At 46.2% G+C, this 17,226-nt stretch carries 16 protein-coding genes and 1 pseudogene; 14 read left to right on the top strand and 3 right to left on the bottom strand.

What is annotated here, in order from left to right:
* The 7 genes and pseudogenes from DKW60_RS24655 to DKW60_RS10290 all read left to right on the top strand — a co-directional run.
* Positions 1–125 (top strand): annotated as a pseudogene (locus DKW60_RS24655) (IS701 family transposase); the annotation flags it as partial.
* Positions 126–363: 238 nt separating this feature from the next.
* Positions 364–840, top strand: coding sequence for an Hsp20 family protein (locus tag DKW60_RS10315; protein WP_109837567.1), 477 nt, complete (start codon positions 364–366; stop codon positions 838–840).
* Positions 841–1,197: 357 nt separating this feature from the next.
* A complete protein-coding gene (locus DKW60_RS10310) occupies positions 1,198–2,397 on the top strand; it encodes a DUF4087 domain-containing protein (protein ID WP_109837566.1) in 1,200 nt (399 codons plus the stop codon).
* A gap of 31 nt (positions 2,398–2,428) precedes the next feature.
* Positions 2,429–3,796 (top strand): alpha/beta hydrolase, encoded by a 1,368-nt coding sequence (locus DKW60_RS10305; protein WP_109837565.1) that lies wholly within the window; start codon positions 2,429–2,431, stop codon positions 3,794–3,796.
* Between the two features lie 20 nt (positions 3,797–3,816).
* Complete coding sequence (locus tag DKW60_RS10300; protein WP_109837564.1) at positions 3,817–5,316, top strand: sensor histidine kinase; 1,500 nt, start codon at positions 3,817–3,819, stop codon at positions 5,314–5,316.
* Positions 5,317–5,382: 66 nt separating this feature from the next.
* The gene (locus DKW60_RS10295; RefSeq protein WP_109837563.1) at positions 5,383–7,083 is read left to right on the top strand and encodes a putative bifunctional diguanylate cyclase/phosphodiesterase; all 1,701 of its coding nucleotides are present in this window, start codon (positions 5,383–5,385) and stop codon (positions 7,081–7,083) included.
* A gap of 71 nt (positions 7,084–7,154) precedes the next feature.
* Positions 7,155–8,168 carry a metal-dependent hydrolase gene (locus DKW60_RS10290; RefSeq protein ID WP_109837562.1) on the top strand — a complete coding sequence of 338 codons (1,014 nt, stop codon included), beginning with the start codon at positions 7,155–7,157 and terminating at the stop codon, positions 8,166–8,168.
* 36 nt (positions 8,169–8,204) lie between these two features.
* Here the strand turns inward: DKW60_RS10290 and DKW60_RS10285 are convergent, their stop codons facing one another.
* Positions 8,205–8,537, bottom strand: coding sequence for an SMR family transporter (locus tag DKW60_RS10285; protein ID WP_109837561.1), 333 nt, complete (start codon positions 8,535–8,537; stop codon positions 8,205–8,207).
* Positions 8,538–8,715: 178 nt separating this feature from the next.
* Between DKW60_RS10285 and DKW60_RS10280 the strand changes: the two genes are divergently transcribed.
* From DKW60_RS10280 to htpG, 7 genes are all read left to right on the top strand, one after another.
* Positions 8,716–9,906 carry a multidrug effflux MFS transporter gene (locus DKW60_RS10280; protein WP_109837560.1) on the top strand — a complete coding sequence of 397 codons (1,191 nt, stop codon included), beginning with the start codon at positions 8,716–8,718 and terminating at the stop codon, positions 9,904–9,906.
* Between the two features lie 83 nt (positions 9,907–9,989).
* The gene (locus tag DKW60_RS10275) at positions 9,990–10,436 is read left to right on the top strand and encodes a putative toxin-antitoxin system toxin component, PIN family (RefSeq protein WP_219988707.1); all 447 of its coding nucleotides are present in this window, start codon (positions 9,990–9,992) and stop codon (positions 10,434–10,436) included.
* Position 10,437: 1 nt separating this feature from the next.
* A complete protein-coding gene (locus tag DKW60_RS10270) occupies positions 10,438–10,686 on the top strand; it encodes a toxin-antitoxin system HicB family antitoxin (protein WP_109837559.1) in 249 nt (82 codons plus the stop codon).
* A 14-nt stretch (positions 10,687–10,700) separates the two neighbouring features.
* Complete coding sequence (locus DKW60_RS10265; protein WP_109837558.1) at positions 10,701–12,326, top strand: DEAD/DEAH box helicase family protein; 1,626 nt, start codon at positions 10,701–10,703, stop codon at positions 12,324–12,326.
* Between the two features lie 202 nt (positions 12,327–12,528).
* Complete coding sequence (locus DKW60_RS10260) at positions 12,529–13,497, top strand: NAD(P)/FAD-dependent oxidoreductase (protein ID WP_109837557.1); 969 nt, start codon at positions 12,529–12,531, stop codon at positions 13,495–13,497.
* Between the two features lie 124 nt (positions 13,498–13,621).
* Entirely contained in the window at positions 13,622–13,819 is a 198-nt protein-coding gene (locus DKW60_RS24760; protein WP_484170923.1) for a GFA family protein, read from the top strand.
* Between the two features lie 181 nt (positions 13,820–14,000).
* On the top strand, positions 14,001–15,920 hold the full coding sequence (gene htpG, locus DKW60_RS10250) for a molecular chaperone HtpG (protein WP_109837556.1): 1,920 nt from the start codon (positions 14,001–14,003) through the stop codon (positions 15,918–15,920).
* 145 nt (positions 15,921–16,065) lie between these two features.
* Here htpG and DKW60_RS10245 read toward each other — a convergent pair whose 3' ends face one another.
* Both DKW60_RS10245 and DKW60_RS10240 read right to left on the bottom strand, forming a co-directional pair.
* On the bottom strand, positions 16,066–16,392 hold the full coding sequence (locus DKW60_RS10245) for an Hpt domain-containing protein (RefSeq protein WP_109837555.1): 327 nt from the start codon (positions 16,390–16,392) through the stop codon (positions 16,066–16,068).
* Positions 16,393–16,552: 160 nt separating this feature from the next.
* Entirely contained in the window at positions 16,553–17,212 is a 660-nt protein-coding gene (locus DKW60_RS10240) for a histidinol-phosphatase (RefSeq protein WP_109837554.1), read from the bottom strand.
* Positions 17,213–17,226 lie beyond the last annotated feature (14 nt).

Raw genomic sequence — 17,226 nt, 5'->3', positions numbered from 1 at the left:
CCAGATTAGAAGGACTCAGCATGAAACAAGGACTGAATAAGTTCGCCATGAAAACACGACTTTATACAAAAGCGCTGCAGCAAGCCTTTAAAGAATTAAAGGCCTTAAGAGCTTCTACTGCGTAACATCAGTTAAGATTAAAAGTTATTTATCGGGTTAACAAAAGTCAGAGGCCAATACGCCATTATCAGCATAGATTAACCTCTATAATCTGAGTTGAGTACCGTAATGTAAATTTTTCGTTAATTCTCTTGAAAACAATTTAGATGACCCTAGATTTATTTCACCGGCGCTTCGACTCTCTGGGTGTTTTGCCGGTAAACCTATCATTTAATTCGTATAGCTTCTAATGGAGAATATGTTATGAACACGATCGATTTATCACCACTTTACCGTAATAGCATCGGCTTTGACCGTATGGCGTCATTATTGGATAATGCGCTAAGAACGGATTCCGCAAGCACGGGCTATCCCCCTTATAACATTGAGGTGCTCGAAGAGAACCGCTACGCTATTTCACTAGCGATCGCAGGTTTTGCAGAGAGTGATCTTGATATCACCGTCGAAAAAGGTGTCCTCACCGTTCGCGGTGGCAAGAAAACTGATGATGTAGAGCGTAAGTACCTGCATCAGGGTATTGCAAATCGTGCCTTTGAGCGTAAGTTTAACCTTGCGGATCATATCGAAGTAACATGCGCAGACTTGTCAAACGGGCTGTTAACCATTAGCTTGGTTAAAGAAGTGCCTGAGGCAATGAAGCCAAAGACGATTGCAATTAACCAAGGCGATAAAGCAGTAAGCCTTGAGCAAAAAGCCGAAGCGACAGTTCGCGCGGCATAACGCAAGGATCCTGTGGATTAACAGCAGCCCCTAGAAGCGCTGTTTAACTGCAAGATGGGTGGCGTGATCAGGTAACTGGTCACGCCATTTTTTTATCCGGCATATCCAGTTTCATGCGAAAGAAATTCTCAACCAGCTTTGCGACACTTTCTCCCGATGTTTGCTTCGCAATATTCTGCTTTCTTCCACCGCCTAAAGAGGCCAATACTGAGTTATTTAAAAACGAATATTTCCGAGTTTAGTGCGCCATAATATATGTTATGTTAAATTTAACGATTTGTCCTAAATAACGTGTTTTTTCTAAACATCTCGCAGTATCTGAACTATGATTAGTTTTCATTCATAGGGGGATACCGAATGCTTGGAAAATATACGTCACGAAGCATCACACTGATGCTGGGATTAGGTCTGATGAGCCTGAGTTTTTCTGCGTCCGCAGCGGAATATCGCTGTGGTTGGATTGAAAATCCGGGCCCTGCAACGTGGTGGATAACGGACAAGGATGCACGCTGGGAAATTTCCACGCCCGGTGGCTACTCTGTAGCGGCGCAATCCATTGATAACCTTCCAAATGTTATTCCGAATGAGTACGTAAGAGTCAATGGTATTTACGGCTACTCCTGTGGTTGTTTGTCGGTTGATACGGACAAGCAAAACAAACGAATCGTGAGCATTCAGAGCAAGGGTAAGCAGGTTTTTTTAAAGCAATGTCTGGAAGATAAAGCCATTGCTAGCGTTAAGAAAGCTACGTCAGCACCAGTGGTTCAACGTCCGCCCGCACGACCACAGCCTGCGCCACAACAAGTGCAGCAAACCAGCCAAATGGTGCAACGTATGCCAGTGCCTACTCAGCAAACTGAAGTAGCGCACTATGTGCAAGTCATCACAACATCGGACAAGAATAAAGCGAATTCGCTGAAAAATAGTTTTGCAAAAGACGGTTTTGAAACCGTTGTGACCTCGGTCAACAGAGGGGGCCAAATCTTGTATCGGGTGAACTTCGGACCGTTTGCCAATAAAACTCTTGCAGCACAGGCACAAACCACGCTTAAAGGTATTTTTGTGGGTAATGCAAACGTACAAGAGAGTATCCTAGTCAGTGTGAAGCAGAACCCCAAAATGGCTGCATCACCGATTCCAGGTACAAGCACCCAGTGCTACAGTCAAAAGCAAGGTAATGATCTGACAGGTATACAGTTAAGCATAAATCGCGATCAGGTCAGTGGTTATTACGCCTGGGAGCCACATGAAAAAGATGGTGGCAGAGGGTATTTGCGAGGCACGCTAAAGGGCAACCAGATCATCGCTAACCACACCTATATGGTGGAAGGCTATGTTGGGACAGAGCAGGTGGCATACCGCTTAGTAAAAGGTGGTCTCATTGAGGCCAAAGGTGAGCAGGTCAGTAATGGTGTCGAGAGCACTCGCTTCAAAGACATCACGTCGCTGGACTGGTCTAAGCCAGAACGCTATCGCACCGTTGATTGCCGGTCGATTCGGGGCGCTATCAATAATGCTGTGAGTGTGCAGCGAGAGATACAAAAGCTACTGCGCTAACAATCCTAATACAAGACAGCCATGGATAATTATGAAAGCTTATCACCTTTATATTGATAATAACCCACAATCAGAAACGGTTGGCGTTACGCTCTATGGTGCTGTTGCTAACAAGCCTTTAGGCTCGACAGATTGTCAGCGTAGTAATGATCCTGTTGCCAGATTCTCCCCGGATCTGGTGATTGATCTGCAACCGCTATTAGAAGACATTGAGGCCAACAAAATCAGCAGTGCTGAGGAGTTGGCGGCTTCAGATGATTTGTTACAACTGCGCGATTTATTATTGGAAGAGGATTACGTAGAATTTTGTAAAATGCTGTTTGCGGTGCTCACGCATGCCATTCAGCAAGGGACCGTTAGCAAAGGTATCTCAAGGTCTGGTCCGGCGCAACACCCGTCACGATGGTCTGATCCTGATAAACGTTTGGTGCGCGTCTGGTTTGCTACCAATCGATTGCCAACCAACATCGAGTCGATTGATCAGGACTTTTCCAGTGACCTTTCTGCTGAAGCACTCACTTATGGTGTCTGTAATGTGTTTATTCCCAAGAGCCATAAGCCGGGCTCAACAGGAACAGCCTGGTGGCGACGTTGGATTCGTTTAGAAGAAGATGACACCTTAAAGGTGCATAATGCGCATGCTATACCAAAGGATGACTTTTGGGCTGGCTTTCAACACAAGCTAACACACTGGTGGAAGCCCGGAGAGCGCAACGCCTTTGCCTTGATTCATGGCTTTAATGTGTCATTTGAGGAAGCAGCGGTGCGCGCCGCTCAAATCGGTTACGACCTTAAGTTACCGGGTGAAATAGCGTTTTACAGCTGGCCATCCCGGGGCAATGTCTCAGACTACCCGGCGGATGAAGCGACCATTAGTGCCAGTGTGAAATACATCGCACAGTTTTTGCAGGAATTATGTGAAAACTCAGGGGCCGAGCGTGTCCATGTGTTTGTGCACAGTATGGGGAATCGGGGGTTTATCGCGGCTTTGGAGCGTTTAATGGCTAAAGGATATCCGGAGCTTAAATTGGGACAGGTGTTTTTTTGCGCACCGGATGAGGATGTCAGAACGTTTCGGGATAAAACTGCTGAGTTTCCTCATCAATATGAAAACCGCACCTTGTATGTTTCCGGAAATGATAGAGCAGTGGCGGCTTCCCGTTGGTTACACAAGGCTGACAGAGTGGGTGTAGTGCCGCCGGTATACCAGTATTCTGATATCGAAACGATCGAAGTCGATGGCTTCGGCATATTAGAGTTGGGGCATGGTTACTTTGCCAGTGCTGAACCGCTGATTGAGGATATGCGTGAAGCTATTGAAAGCTCAAAAACCGCCAGCCAACGAAGTACACCTGTTGCGACCGGAAATCATTATTTGATTGATGTTGCTAATCCGTAGCCACACTAACGAGAGTAGGTATGAAGCAGAGGCTAAGAAACGAGTTCTATCAATTAGTCCGGGAAGACCCTGATATCTTCGAGTTTATCCAGACCAGCTCATTAGACGGTGTGTGGTATTGGAATCTGGAAAACCCCGAAGAGGAGTGGATGGATTCTCGTTTTTGGTACGCGCTTGGTTATGACGATGACAGCATGCCTCAGGAATCATTAGCCTGGCAGAAGCACATTTTTCCGGATGATTACGATAAGACGATTGAGAATCTGCAGAATCACCTGATTGACCCCATGTATCCTTATGACCAGATCATACGGTTTCGTCATAAGAATGGCTCGACAGTATGGATGCGCTCACGCGGTAAAATCATTCATGATAAAAATAATAAACCCGTGCGCATGTTAGGAGCGAACTTAGACATCACCAGTGCAATGAACCTCAGCGAGCAGGAGTCATTGCTGGCGGCCTCCACCAGAGCATTACCGGTTGGTCACTTGATCGAGGACAAGTTTGGGAATATTTTGAACGCTAATGATGCGATGGCGAATTGGTTAGGCTATACCTCTGAAGAAATGCGAACTATGCATGTATTGGATTTGGCGCCTGATGAGTTAAAACCTAAGACGCAACAAATGATCAATGATATGGGTGGGGCGGTTGTTGATGGCATCACTTCACTAAAAAAACAATACAGGCATAAAGACGGGCATTTGTTGTGGGGACTATTAAATGCAAGAATAGCGAAAGACCAGTCAGGTAATGTGCGTTATATCGTAGCCAGTGTATTAAATATAGAAACTGAAAAAGAGCTACAAGGTCAATTGCATCAAAAAAATCTGGAATTAATGCGCGCCAATAAAGAGCTGGATAAGTTCGCTTATGCTGCCTCGCATGATCTTAAGTCCCCACTCACGGGTATTCGCCGCCTGACAGATTGGATTTATGAGGATTGTAAGGATATATTACCCGCTGCCTCAAAACGTCATCTGGATTTACTGGATGATAGAGTGATGCGAATGGAACGGCTTTTAGATGATCTATTGGCTTATTCCAGAGTGGGCTCTACGTATACGGATACACAGGAAATAAACTTAGAGAAGTCAGGGCAGGCAATCATCGACTTATTGGATGGTGCTAAAGACTTCAAACTAATCGCTAATAATAAACCATTTACTATTCAGCGAATTCCTTTTGAAATGGTCCTTAGAAACCTGATCGACAATGCCGTGAAATACAACGAGGATAAGCACGGGGTTATTAGCTTAGATTACTCGTTGGACGGCGATGATTATCTATTTACTATTTCAGATGATGGACCGGGTATTCACCCTGATTATAAAGAAAAAGTGTTTGATATGTTTGTGCGGCTTAAATCGAATGATCAAATCGGCGGTTCCGGAATGGGATTATCGCTGGTTAAAAAAATAGTAGAGTCGCACGGGGGAAGTGTTCGAATAGAATCAGACGGCGACAGCGGGACGAATGTCATTATTCGTTGGCCACGTTCGGTAAACGAATCGTGATGAGCTTTCTGATGAGCATGTTCGACTTGGGCACGGGCTACACGCAACGATGCGTTGGGAAATGAGATGAATGTATTAGTCGTAGATGACGATGAGGTCGATAGAGAGCATATTAGAAGACTGCTGTCTAAGTCCGATGAGTCATTTAACATTGTTGAGGCTGAAAGCGTTGAAGCTGGTTTGTCGTGCTATGACAATACGAACTTCGACGTGATTCTGTTAGATTTCTCCATGCCGATGCGTGATGGTATTGAGTTATTAATTGAATTTCGCGGACGCCCTAAAGAAGAGTGTTCCGCCATCATTATGATGAGTCACTCTGAAGACGATGCACTGGCAGAGCAGTGCATAACAGAGGGTGCGCAGGACTTTATTATCAAGTCTGATATTACTGAAGCGCGATTAAAACGTTCCATCATATTTGCTAAAGCACGTTTTAAAAGCGAGTTGCGCCTACATCAGGCGACTCAGGAAAAAAAGAATTTAGAATTAAAAGATAGTCTGACAGGACTAGCAAATCGTGACTGCTTTTCACAGGTGTTAGCCATCGCCTTAAAAAACGTAGCGACAAATAATCTAAATCTGGGTTTGGTATTAATTGATATTGATAACTTTAAACTGATCAATGATTCCATGGGCTATGGTACGGGCGATCACGCCTTAATCTATATCGGGCAAAAAATCTTATCATTGCTGCCGGAAGGCACTTATCTGGCCAGACTCGGTGGGGATGAGTTTGCCTACTATTTCACTTATACCACGGCGTTTGATTCCGCACTTCACACGGTGAATCAAATTCTCCAGATCACCTCAAAGCCTGTTATTTTAGAAGGGTCTGTCAAAGTCTCTATGAATGTCAGTATGGGGATTTCTTTAAATGAGCAAGGCAAACACACTGCTAACGAATTGATTCGTGATGCTGAAATTGCCATGTACCGGGCTAAAAAGCAGGGTGGCAAACAGTACTGTTTCTTTCAGGAATCAATGCAGCTACAAATGCGTCGCAGAATTGATCTGGAGAATGGTTTAATCCGGGCGATTGATACCGGTGGGTTTATACTGCACTACCAACCGGTATTCGACCAGTCTGGCGGGCGTCTTTGGGGCTTTGAAGTGTTATTGCGCTGGCAACACAACGGCGAGTCTGTTTCTCCGGATGAATTTATTGTGATTGCTGAGGAAACAAAGTTAATCCAACCCATTGGCGAGTGGGTCATTGATACGGCTTTTTCTGAATTAGCCAGCTGGAATAAGAAGCTTGGTAAACAACTGAAAATGGCCATCAACCTGTCACCAGTTCAGCTTGAAACGGATGATATAGACCAATATATCTCAGCAAAATTAGCCCAATATAATCTTGACTCCATACTCATTGAGTTTGAAATAACCGAAACAGCCTTACTCGACTTTTCAGAGTTAACCACTAAAGTCATTTGGCGTGTGGCTAATTTGGGGTGTGATATTTCACTGGATGATTTTGGAACGGGATTCTCTTCCTTTACGGGTTTGCAAAAACTGCCTATCAGCGTGATCAAAGTGGACCGTTCCATCATGCCTAAAACTCAGGATGACAAAGCGAATAAAAAACTATTCGGCGCGTTAATTATGATGATTGATTATCTGGGGTTAACGGCTGTCGCAGAAGGTGTTGAAACCATTGATCAATATGATTACTGCCGGGACATCGGGGTAGAGCGTTTACAGGGTTATTATATGCAAAAGGCAGCGCCCTTAAGTGACGAGCTAATGGAGCAACTGCTCAACTAATCCTTTAGTCTCGCGCCGTCAATCCGGTTTATACTCACCCGTTCTCATCAAAAAATCACTTCAGGAACTCTATGGATCCCGTTACTCAAGGTGCATTCGGTGCGGTATTCGCACAAACACAAGGCCGCTCAAAAGACTTAGCAAAAGCTGCTGTGATTGGCGCGATTGCGGGCATGGCTCCGGACTTGGATGTATTGATTCGCTCTGATTCAGACCCTTTGCTGGCATTGGAATTCCACCGTCATTTCAGTCACTCCCTGTTGTTTATTCCCATTGGTGGTTTGCTGTGTAGTTTACTGCTGTACCCGCTATTGGGTAAGCGCTGGGGATTGAGCTTTTTGCAGACGTATCTCTGGTGCGTGATTGGCTTTGGCACACATGGTTTATTGGATGGTTGTACCTCCTACGGTACACAACTGCTGTGGCCACTCAGTGATCACCGATTTGCCTGGGATATTATTTCGATTATTGACCCGCTGGTGAGTATTCCAGTTCTGGCCTTGATCATATTGGCGGCGAGGCGTAAAGCAAGAAAGTATGTCTATTTCGCCTTGGCATGGTTGGCCATGTATTTCGGTTTATCGTATACCTTGCATGAGCGGGCGATTGAAGCCGGTTACCAACAGGCAGCGCTGCGCGGACACACGCCAATCACTATGGAAGCGAAACCCAGTTTTGCCAATATTGTCGTGTGGAAAGTGATTTATCAAACCGAAAAAGACTACTATGTGGATGCGGTGAAAGTCAGCTTTGCTGAGCCGGTTTACTGGCAAGGTGACTCGATCCCGAAACTGGATCTTGACCGTGACTTTCCATGGCTGGATAAACAATCCCAACAAGCCAAAGATATTGAACGCTTCCGCTGGTTCTCAGGTGGCTACATATCACAGGACAAACACAAGCCTGATCGTGTTATTGATATTCGTTATTCACTATTGCCGCAGGAAATCAATCCACTGTGGGGGATCGATTTAACGCGTGATGCGGCGGCGGATAAGCACATCGAATACTTCACTGAGCGTGGCGATTCACGGGAAGCAATAGGTAAGCTTTGGAAAATGATTCAGGCGACCAAGCCTGAGTAACGCCAGTCCGAAGGTACTTAGGGCTAAACCGGCGTGCTAGTGAGCGATTGAATTTGAAAACAGATTCATCACCAGCACACCGGCACCGATTAAAGCAATGCCGGCAATGGCTGCGGCATCCAGCTTTTGGCCAAACCAAAACCATCCAATCAGTGAAATCAACACAATGCCCAGTCCTGACCAAATAGCATAGGCAATGCCAATCGGGATCACTTTCAAGGTAATTGATAAAAAATAAAAGGCGAAGCCAAAGCCAACCAGCACCATTAACGACGGCCACAGCTTAGTGAATCCTTCGCTTTGTTTCAGGGCTGAAGTACCGATCACTTCAGACACCACTGCTAAGCAGAGAAATATCCATTTATTCATCGTATAAGCCTGCGCACGGTTACGGTTAAAGGCTCAGTGTATTCCTAGCGGAAAGCTTTTCACAATAAGGCGGCGTGTAAATAAGCCAGATAGTTATCTACTCTTGGTCAGGCAAGGACTATAATTCCCAGCCCAGTAACACTGCTCACCATCCTGCTATGACTTGCGAATACCGCCTATGAACCCCGTTGCCTTTCCATCGATCTGGCTGCTTGCCACCATTGCTTTGGCCAGCCCGTTTGCTATGAACGTGTTTAACCCTGCCATGCCGGATGTGGTGCGGGCATTTGGTAGTAGCATTAGCGTGGTGCAACTGACGCTGACACTGTATCTGGCAGCCTTGGGTGTTTCACAGTTACTTAGTGGGGTGATGGCAGACCGCTTTGGTCGTCGTCCGCTTATGCTCGGGGGGATGGGCTTGCACTTGCTGGGGAGCGTGTTAGCTGCATTGGCACCCACCATAGAACTGCTGATACTCGGGCGAATACTGCAAGCGTTGGGCGGCGGCGCAACCTTGGTACTGGTGCGAACCATGGTGCTGGATGCACACAGCCGCAACGAAGCAGGGCGCTTACTTGGTTTTATCACCATGGCCATCGCTGTTGCACAGACCATCGCGCCAACCATTGGCGGCTACCTCAACCACTTCTTCGATTGGCGGGCAATCTTTTGGTTTTCACTGGCGCTAAATACCGTGATCGCAGTAATTATGCTGCGCAAACTAACCGAGACCAGTGTGGAGCTGGACAAATCAGCCTTTAGCCTGCGCGAATTACTCAAAAAATACATCACCGTACTCCGCTCTCCCGTCTACCTTGGCTATGCCCTGACCGGTGCGTTAATCACCTGCGCCTACCTCGGATTTGCCTCAATAATGCCGTATATCTTCGTCGATCAACTCGGCGGCACATCAGCGGAATATGGCAACTGGTTTTTGATTGTCTCCATCGGCTTCTTTAGCGGCAGTTTGGTGTGTACCCGCATTACTATTCGGCTAGGGCTTGACCGCATGATTCGCATTGGTCTGGTGCTGGCATTACTGGCAGCCTCGGTGCTGATTCTTAGCTTGCTGACTGGCAATATTGCTGCTGGCCTGATTTTCCTGCCAATGGGCGTGCTGACGTTCGGGCGTGGCTTTGTGCAGCCTAATGCGCAGTCCGGTGCGGTGAGTAGTGTCAGTACTAATCGCGGCACTGCATCCGGCATGATGGGGTTTATGCAGCTGATGCTGGCCAGTAGTGTGTCTCAGCTGATGCCGTTGTTATTAGCGCAGGGGATTGTTTATGTGTTTGGGGCGGTGATTGTGTTGCTGGTGCTGGCGGCTGTGGCGCATTGGGTGGCTTGTCGGAGCTCAAGCGTTGCTAGATGATATTGTTTATCTAAATTTTGAATGACTGTCAAACAGTAGTTAGGGTTAGAAAAATTGAATGAAAATTTGATTAGTCATATCATATGTCATATCATTTTATTATGATTATTGTCCTTGATACTAACGTTATTATTGCCGCGTTGCGCTCTAAGTCTAGTGCATCGTATCAGTTGTTGAGCCTGATGGAGCAGGGAAAGCTGGATTGTTTGCTGTCAGTGCCCTTGCTGTTGGAATACGAAGCTGTTTTAAAACGAGAGGAAAACAGACAGGCCACACAGTTGAGTATGGAAAGTATTGATATAGTGCTGGATATGCTGTGTGCTCTGGGCACTGAGACCCCAATATTCTATCTCTGGCGACCCAAGTTATCTGACCCTCAGGACGATATGGTGCTGGAGCTGGCAGTAAACGGTCAGGCTGACGCCATTGTCACTTTTAATGTTAAAGACTTTGGTGATGCGCCCGGTGAGTTTGGTATTGAGTTACTGACACCCGGACAATTTTTACATTCTTTAAGACAGGAGCAATAAAATGGGAAATTATGCATTACGTTTACCCGACTCTCTGTTAGAGCAGGCTCGGAAAACAGCAAAAAAAGATAGTGTGTCAATGAATCAGTTATTTATTAGTGCTATCGCGGAAAAACTGGCTGTATTGGAGGCTGAAAGTTTGATTCAACAACGTGCAGCCAGAGCTGACCATAAGGCTTTTCGGAAAATTCTGGATAATGTGCCCGATGGTGAAGTGATTCCCGGTGATGAAATTATTGCTAATAACTAACTGCGACTACCTTAATGAATTTTCTTTATAAGGCACTGAGTGAGCGGGTGGAGCAGTGGCGAAACTCAGGTTATGTTAATGAAAGCTATCCGGCGATTGCTGAGATTCTTCATTATGCGCTGACAGAAGATGAGCCGCCACAACTACGTTATCTGAGAAGTGCACAACTCTTAGCATTGGAAAGCTACTGGTTTCTACGTCTGGAGTTAGACACTGCGACTGTTCCTGACTTGTATGAGCAGCTATTCCCCAAAGCAAAAGACCGCCGCATTGCACTTGGCTTAGATCACCCTGATATTGTTGAACTGATTGCAGACACCAGTTGGGATGACGTGATTGAGCGTGTCAAAACGGATAACGACTTTGTCCGTCAGTACAAGCTCGAAAGCCTGCGTGAGACGTTAACACTCAATTACCCCAGTTATATTCTGGCGCTGGCGATGGGCGCGGGTAAAACGATTCTTATGGGTACTATCGTGGCGACCGAGTTTGCTATGGCACAGGAATACCCGGAAGCAGACTTTGTTAAAAATGCACTGATTTTTGCGCCGGGTAAAACCATTATTGAATCGTTGCGGGAAATTGCAGATATTCCATTTGATAAGGTTTTACCGGCCCGCTTGTGTAAGCCGTTTTTAGCCAATGTGAAACTGACGTTTACCCGTGATGGTGAGCGGGAACTGCCCGTTGTATGGGGTAGTGAGTGGAATATTGTTGTCACCAATACAGAAAAAATTCGTATTCAGAAGACTAATACACGTGGTAGTAGCCAACAACTCAATCTGTTACTTGATACGAAGGAGGAGCAAAAAACTGAGGAAGCAAATCTGCGTTTACAGGCGATTGCCTCCTTGCCTAATCTGGCGATTTTCTCGGATGAGGCTCATCACACCTATGGTCAGAAGCTATTAGGAAAGTGGCAAAAAAACCGTGAAACCGGTGAAGTGGCTTTTAACGACGAAGGGATTAAGAAAGTAAGGCGCACCGTTGATTTTTTGGCCGAAAACACGAACTTGATTGTCGTTATCAATACGACCGGAACCCCTTACTTTGAACGTCAACCGTTACGTGACGTGGTGGTTTGGTACGGTCTGGGGCAAGGTATCCGTGATGGTATTCTCAAAGAACTGGCAGGTGGAATCCGTACCATAGGGCTGGATGAGGACGATGGTGATCACCTGCTTGACTATATGGTGAGTGATTTTTACCGTGACTATTGGTCGGTAAGCCTGAAAGATGGTTCTCCGGCGCGTCTGGCATTGTATTTTCCCAATACGGATACCCGAGATAAATTACGCCCGGCTGTTGATTCTGCGCTGGCAAAATGCGGTGTTGGTGCTGATGTGGTACTGATCACGATTAATGATGTGTTATCACCCTCTATCCTGCAACGCCTGAATAAAGATGAAGGCTTATTCCGCGCACAGATTACGGATTGGCGTGCTCAGGTGGATACGGTGTTGATTGACACGGATTATAATGGTGAGATTTTCAATGTTGTTCACAGTGATGTGCCTGAGCGTAAAAAGGATTTGGTGGTTGGTGAATATCGTCTGCGTTCACCGAAAAAAGAGGCAAGTATTGCGGTGAAAATTATTGATATGTTGGGTGAAGAGTTTATCTGGGTGGAGACACCATAAAGAAGTAATTAGACCCTCTCCCAGCTGTTATGCAATGAGTCCGGTAGTAGCTTTTCAGTAACCTTTTTGAGGTATACGCGTTCATTTTTAGGTGTCCTGAGTTGCTTAGAAAAGCCACGCACTGCGTGACCTTTTCGTAAGGAAAAATTGATGAAAGGCAAGCTTTAAATTACAGTAATCTTAAAAATTAACAGGATGATTTATGTCACAAACACATTACACCGAAGTCCTAGTCATCGGCGCTGGCATGGCAGGCTTAGCCGCTGCCAAAGACTTACACCAACAGGGCAAGCAAGTATTAGTCATCGACAAAGCCCGTGGCTTAGGTGGTCGCTTAGCCAATCGCCGCATGGATGGCGCAATTGCTGAGCATGGCGCCCAGTTTGTCACAGCTCGCACCGAGCGTTTCCAGGCCTTGGTCAAAGACTGGGAAGTGCGTGGCTTTGCAGAGGAGTGGTTTCGTAGTGGTGGCGACAGCGGTGAGGAATACCCGCATTACCGCGGTTTACCGACTATGAGTGCAATGGCCAAACAGATCGCAACGGATCTGGATTATACCTTGGGCAAGCGCGCGGTTTCGGTAACGATGTCAGGCAAAGGCTGGGAAACCAAGCTGGAGTCCGGCGAGAGCATTGCCAGTGAGTCGATTTTGATTACATCGCCGGTGCCACAGACCTTGGCATTATTGGAAGCAGGTCGTATTGCCATGACCTCAAAAGACGAAGCCTTATTGACCAATATCGAATACGAGCCTTGCATTACCGTGATGGCGACTTTGCATTCCGAACCTGAAATCCCGTCACCGGGTGGTTTGAAAATGAGCGTCGGATCTATAGCATGGTTGGCAGATAATCAGCAGAAAGGCGTATCAGAAAAGCCCGCGATTACCCTGCAAGCCAATGCTGAATACAGCCGTGAAAATTGGGATCGTGACCGCACTGAAGTTGGGCAGGAATTACTGACGATGGCTGAGCATTTACTGGGTGCATCGGTAGCGGACTTTCAGGTGCATGCATGGCTTTATAGTAAGCCGGTTGCCACGCAGGAAAAGCCGTATCTGGTAATTAGCGATGTGCCAAAAATGGTATTGGCAGGTGATGCATTTGGCGGGCCGCGTGTTGAAGGTGCAGTGTTGTCCGGTTGGGCAGCGGCTGAGGAAATGCTGGCTTAATCGTTGGATGTTTTAATTATTGAGTTTGAGTTGGCGGCTGGTATTGCGTTTGTAGTGCTGGCCAACAGACTTTTCAAGTAGCTGCAATGTACCTCAAATCCATCATTACGGGAGATCAGGTGTTATGAGTAAATCCTATAAAGCAAGTTGCCTGTGCGGTCAGGTGAAATTCTCTGTGGCGTCATTCGATAATCAAGCGGCTAACTGTCATTGCACTATGTGCCGCAAATTTCATGGCTCAGCGTTTGCTACTTTGGTGGGTGCAACAGGCTTGACGTGGCTTTCCGGTAAAAATCGATGCCGATATTTACACTTCCTATAAGGCTAACTGGTGTGTATTGAATGATGATCTCCCACATTTTAAGGAAGGGCGCGACTCTGAGACGGCTTAATCACAAAAATTAAGAAAAATTTACTTTTAAGCCAGACAAGCCCTTGAATTCCAAACCCCAGCCCCAAAATTCTCTTCCATAATTGTTTAACCAAAAATCAGGAAGATATAAATGTCTCAAGCACAAGCTAAAGAATCAATGCAGTTTCAGACGGAAGTAAACCAACTTCTGCAGCTGATGATTCACTCTCTGTACTCCAACAAAGAAATTTTCTTGCGTGAATTGATCTCAAATGGTGCGGACGCCTGTGACAAGTTACGTTTTAATGCGATTTCAGATGACTCACTGTATGAAGGTGACGGTGATCTGCGCGTAGAAGTTGAGTTCGACGAAGAAGCAAACACCGTGACCATCCGTGATAACGGTATTGGTATGACGCGTGATCAGGTGATCGAGCATATCGGTACCATCGCTAAGTCAGGTACTAAAGAGTTTTTGTCTAAGTTGTCGGGTGACGCTGCTAAAGATTCAAACCTGATCGGTCAGTTCGGTGTGGGTTTCTACTCTGCCTTTATTGTGGCGGACAAGGTGACGTTGACGACTCGCGCGGCGGGTACCACTGAGTCTGTGACTTGGGAGTCTGACGGTCAGAATGGCTTTACGTTGGAAGCGGCTGACAAAGCATCTCGCGGTACAGAAATCATTCTGCATTTAAAAGAAGAAGAGAAAGAATTCGCTAACGGCTACCGTCTGCGTAATATTATCTCAACGTATTCTGATCATATTCCACTGCCGGTTAAAATGCTTAAGCAGCCAACGCCTGAGTATGATGAAGAAGGCAATGTCAAAGAAGATGTTGAGCCTAAAGCGCCAGAGTGGGAAGTTGTTAACAAGGCAAATGCACTGTGGACGATGCCTAAGAGCGAAGTGTCTGATGAGCAATATCAGGAGTTCTACAAGCATATCGCACACGACTGGCAGGATGCATTGGCATGGTCGCACAACCATGTAGAAGGTAACCTTGAGTATAAGTCTCTGCTTTATGTTCCGGCTAAGGCGCAGATGGATCTTTGGGAGCCAGAGCAGCGCAACGGCATTAAGTTGTACGTGCAGCGCGTGTTCATTATGGATGACACTAAGAATCTGATGCCTCGCTACATGCGTTTCGTGCGTGGTGTGATTGATTCTAATGATCTGCCGCTGAACGTGTCTCGTGAGATTCTGCAAAGCAATAAGACGATCGACAGCATGAAGAAGGCGTCGGTGAAGAAGGTCTTGGGTCTGCTGGGTTCAATGGCTAAGAACGATGCTGAGAAGTATCAGTCTTTCTGGGATGAGTTCGGTAAGGTGCTAAAAGAAGGCCCAACCGAAGATGCATCGAACAAAGAGCAAATTGCTAAGTTATTGCGTTTCTCTTCTACTCACACCGATGCTGAGAAGCAGGATGTGACGCTGGAAGATTACGTGTCACGTATGCAGGAAGGTCAGGAAAAGATTTACTATGTAACGGCTGATACCTTCACAGCGGCTAAGAACAGCCCGCATCTGGAAGTATTCCGCGCCAAAGGCATCGAAGTATTGTTGCTGTCTGACCGCGTTGATGAGTGGATGATCAGCGGTTTGACTGAGTTTGATGGCAAGCAGTTGCAGTCGGTTGCTAAGGGTGAGTTAGACCTTGGTAAGCTGGATTCTGAGGAAGATAAGGAAGAGCAGAAGAAGGTTGAAGACGATGCTCAGTCCTTGTTGAAGCAGTTGAAAGAAGTGTTGGAAGACAAGGTTGAGGATGTTCGTGTGTCTCACCGTCTGACTTCATCGCCGTCCTGTATCGTTTTGAATGAGCATGATATGGCGCTGTATATGCAGCAGTTAATGAAGCAAGCAGGTCATGCAATGCCTTCAAGCAAGCCTATTCTGGAAATTAATCCGACGCATCCTATGTTGGTTCGTATGGAATCAGAAACAGATGATGAGCAGTTCAAAGACTGGGCAAGTATCCTGTTTGATCAGGCACTATTGGCAGAGGGTGGTCAGCTGGAAGATCCTGCGGGATTCGTTCATAAGCTGAATGCGTTGATGCTTAAGTTGTCTTAAGTTAGCGCCTTGGAATGCCGGACTTCGGTTTGGCATTCCGGCAAATATAAAAAGCCGCGACTGATTAAGTTCAGTCGCGGCTTTTTTGTATGCTGAGTATAGTGTGGTTAACGGCGTTATTGACCGTTAAGATGCTGAACGATGCTTAAGAAACCTGAGTTTTGATGGTATCCAGCATGGTTTGTGCTTGCGTATAAACCGAGTCTAAACCACTGATATCGCCAGCTGCTGCTTTCTCTTCCATATGCTTGGCAAGTTCAGAAAGTTTCATTGCACCTAGGTAGCCGGTACTGGATTTTAAGTTATGTGCTGCGGCTCTGATTTCATCAGCATTTGAGTCGCTCAGTCCTGTCTTGATGCGGTCTAGTGCATCCTGGTTTTCACTGAAGAACATCTCAAGAAAGGATGGGAATTCGTCTTCAAGTAATTCTTTCATGCCATCGAATGTGGCAGTGTCTAGTAGGTCGTCCATGGTAATTGCTCTTTATGTCTGTTTCTGTGCTTTAGTCTAGCAGAACGAGGGGGGGTGTTTTCTTTTCAGATTAACGAATTTAAACGGAACGGTAGATGAATATAACGCACTATTTGTCATTCCCCCTGAATTATTAGTATCTTCTCATAATGAGAGAAAATTAGTCATCTATAAGTGAGATAATATCCCATTTACGTTCACGCGCGACCGCCTCCAGTTTTGGGTCAGGGTCAACTGCGATAGCGTGGGTGACACGCTCAAGCAGTGGCAGGTCATTATGTGAGTCGCTGTAGAAGTAGCTGTCTTCAAGTGTCTCTCCATTTTCCGCAAGCCATGCATCAAGGCGAATCACTTTGCCTTCTTTAAATGAGGGAACACCATCAATTTCTGTGGTGTAGCGTCCATTCTCAATTTTTGGTTCGATAGCGATTAAATTGTCGATACCGAATGCTGTCACAATGGGGCGGGTCACAAAACTATTGGTTGCTGTAATCACCATAAGTGTGTGTCCCATCGCTTGGTGCTGCGCGATCAATGCTTTGGATTTGCTGGACATTTTGGGGGCGATGTAGTCTCTCATAAATTCATCATGCAACACCGCTAGTTCTTCCATCGAGCGACAGGCAAGTGAGGAGAAGCTGAATGCGCAGTATTCGTTGATGTCCAGTGTGCCGTTCTGATAGTCCTGATAAAACGCTTCGTTGCGCTTGGCATATTCCTCAGAATCCACCAGACCTTTAGAGACCATAAACTGACCCCATTGGTAGTCGCTGTCATCGCTGAGAAGTGTGTTATCTAAATCAAAAAGTGCCAGTGTCATGCTTAAGACTCATT

It is taken from the genome of Leucothrix pacifica (genome assembly GCF_003172875.1).
In the GTDB taxonomy this organism is placed as follows: domain Bacteria; phylum Pseudomonadota; class Gammaproteobacteria; order Thiotrichales; family Thiotrichaceae; genus Leucothrix; species Leucothrix pacifica.
The sequence above is the reverse complement of the archived record's forward strand: the minus strand, read 5'-3'. Positions and strand labels throughout refer to the sequence as shown.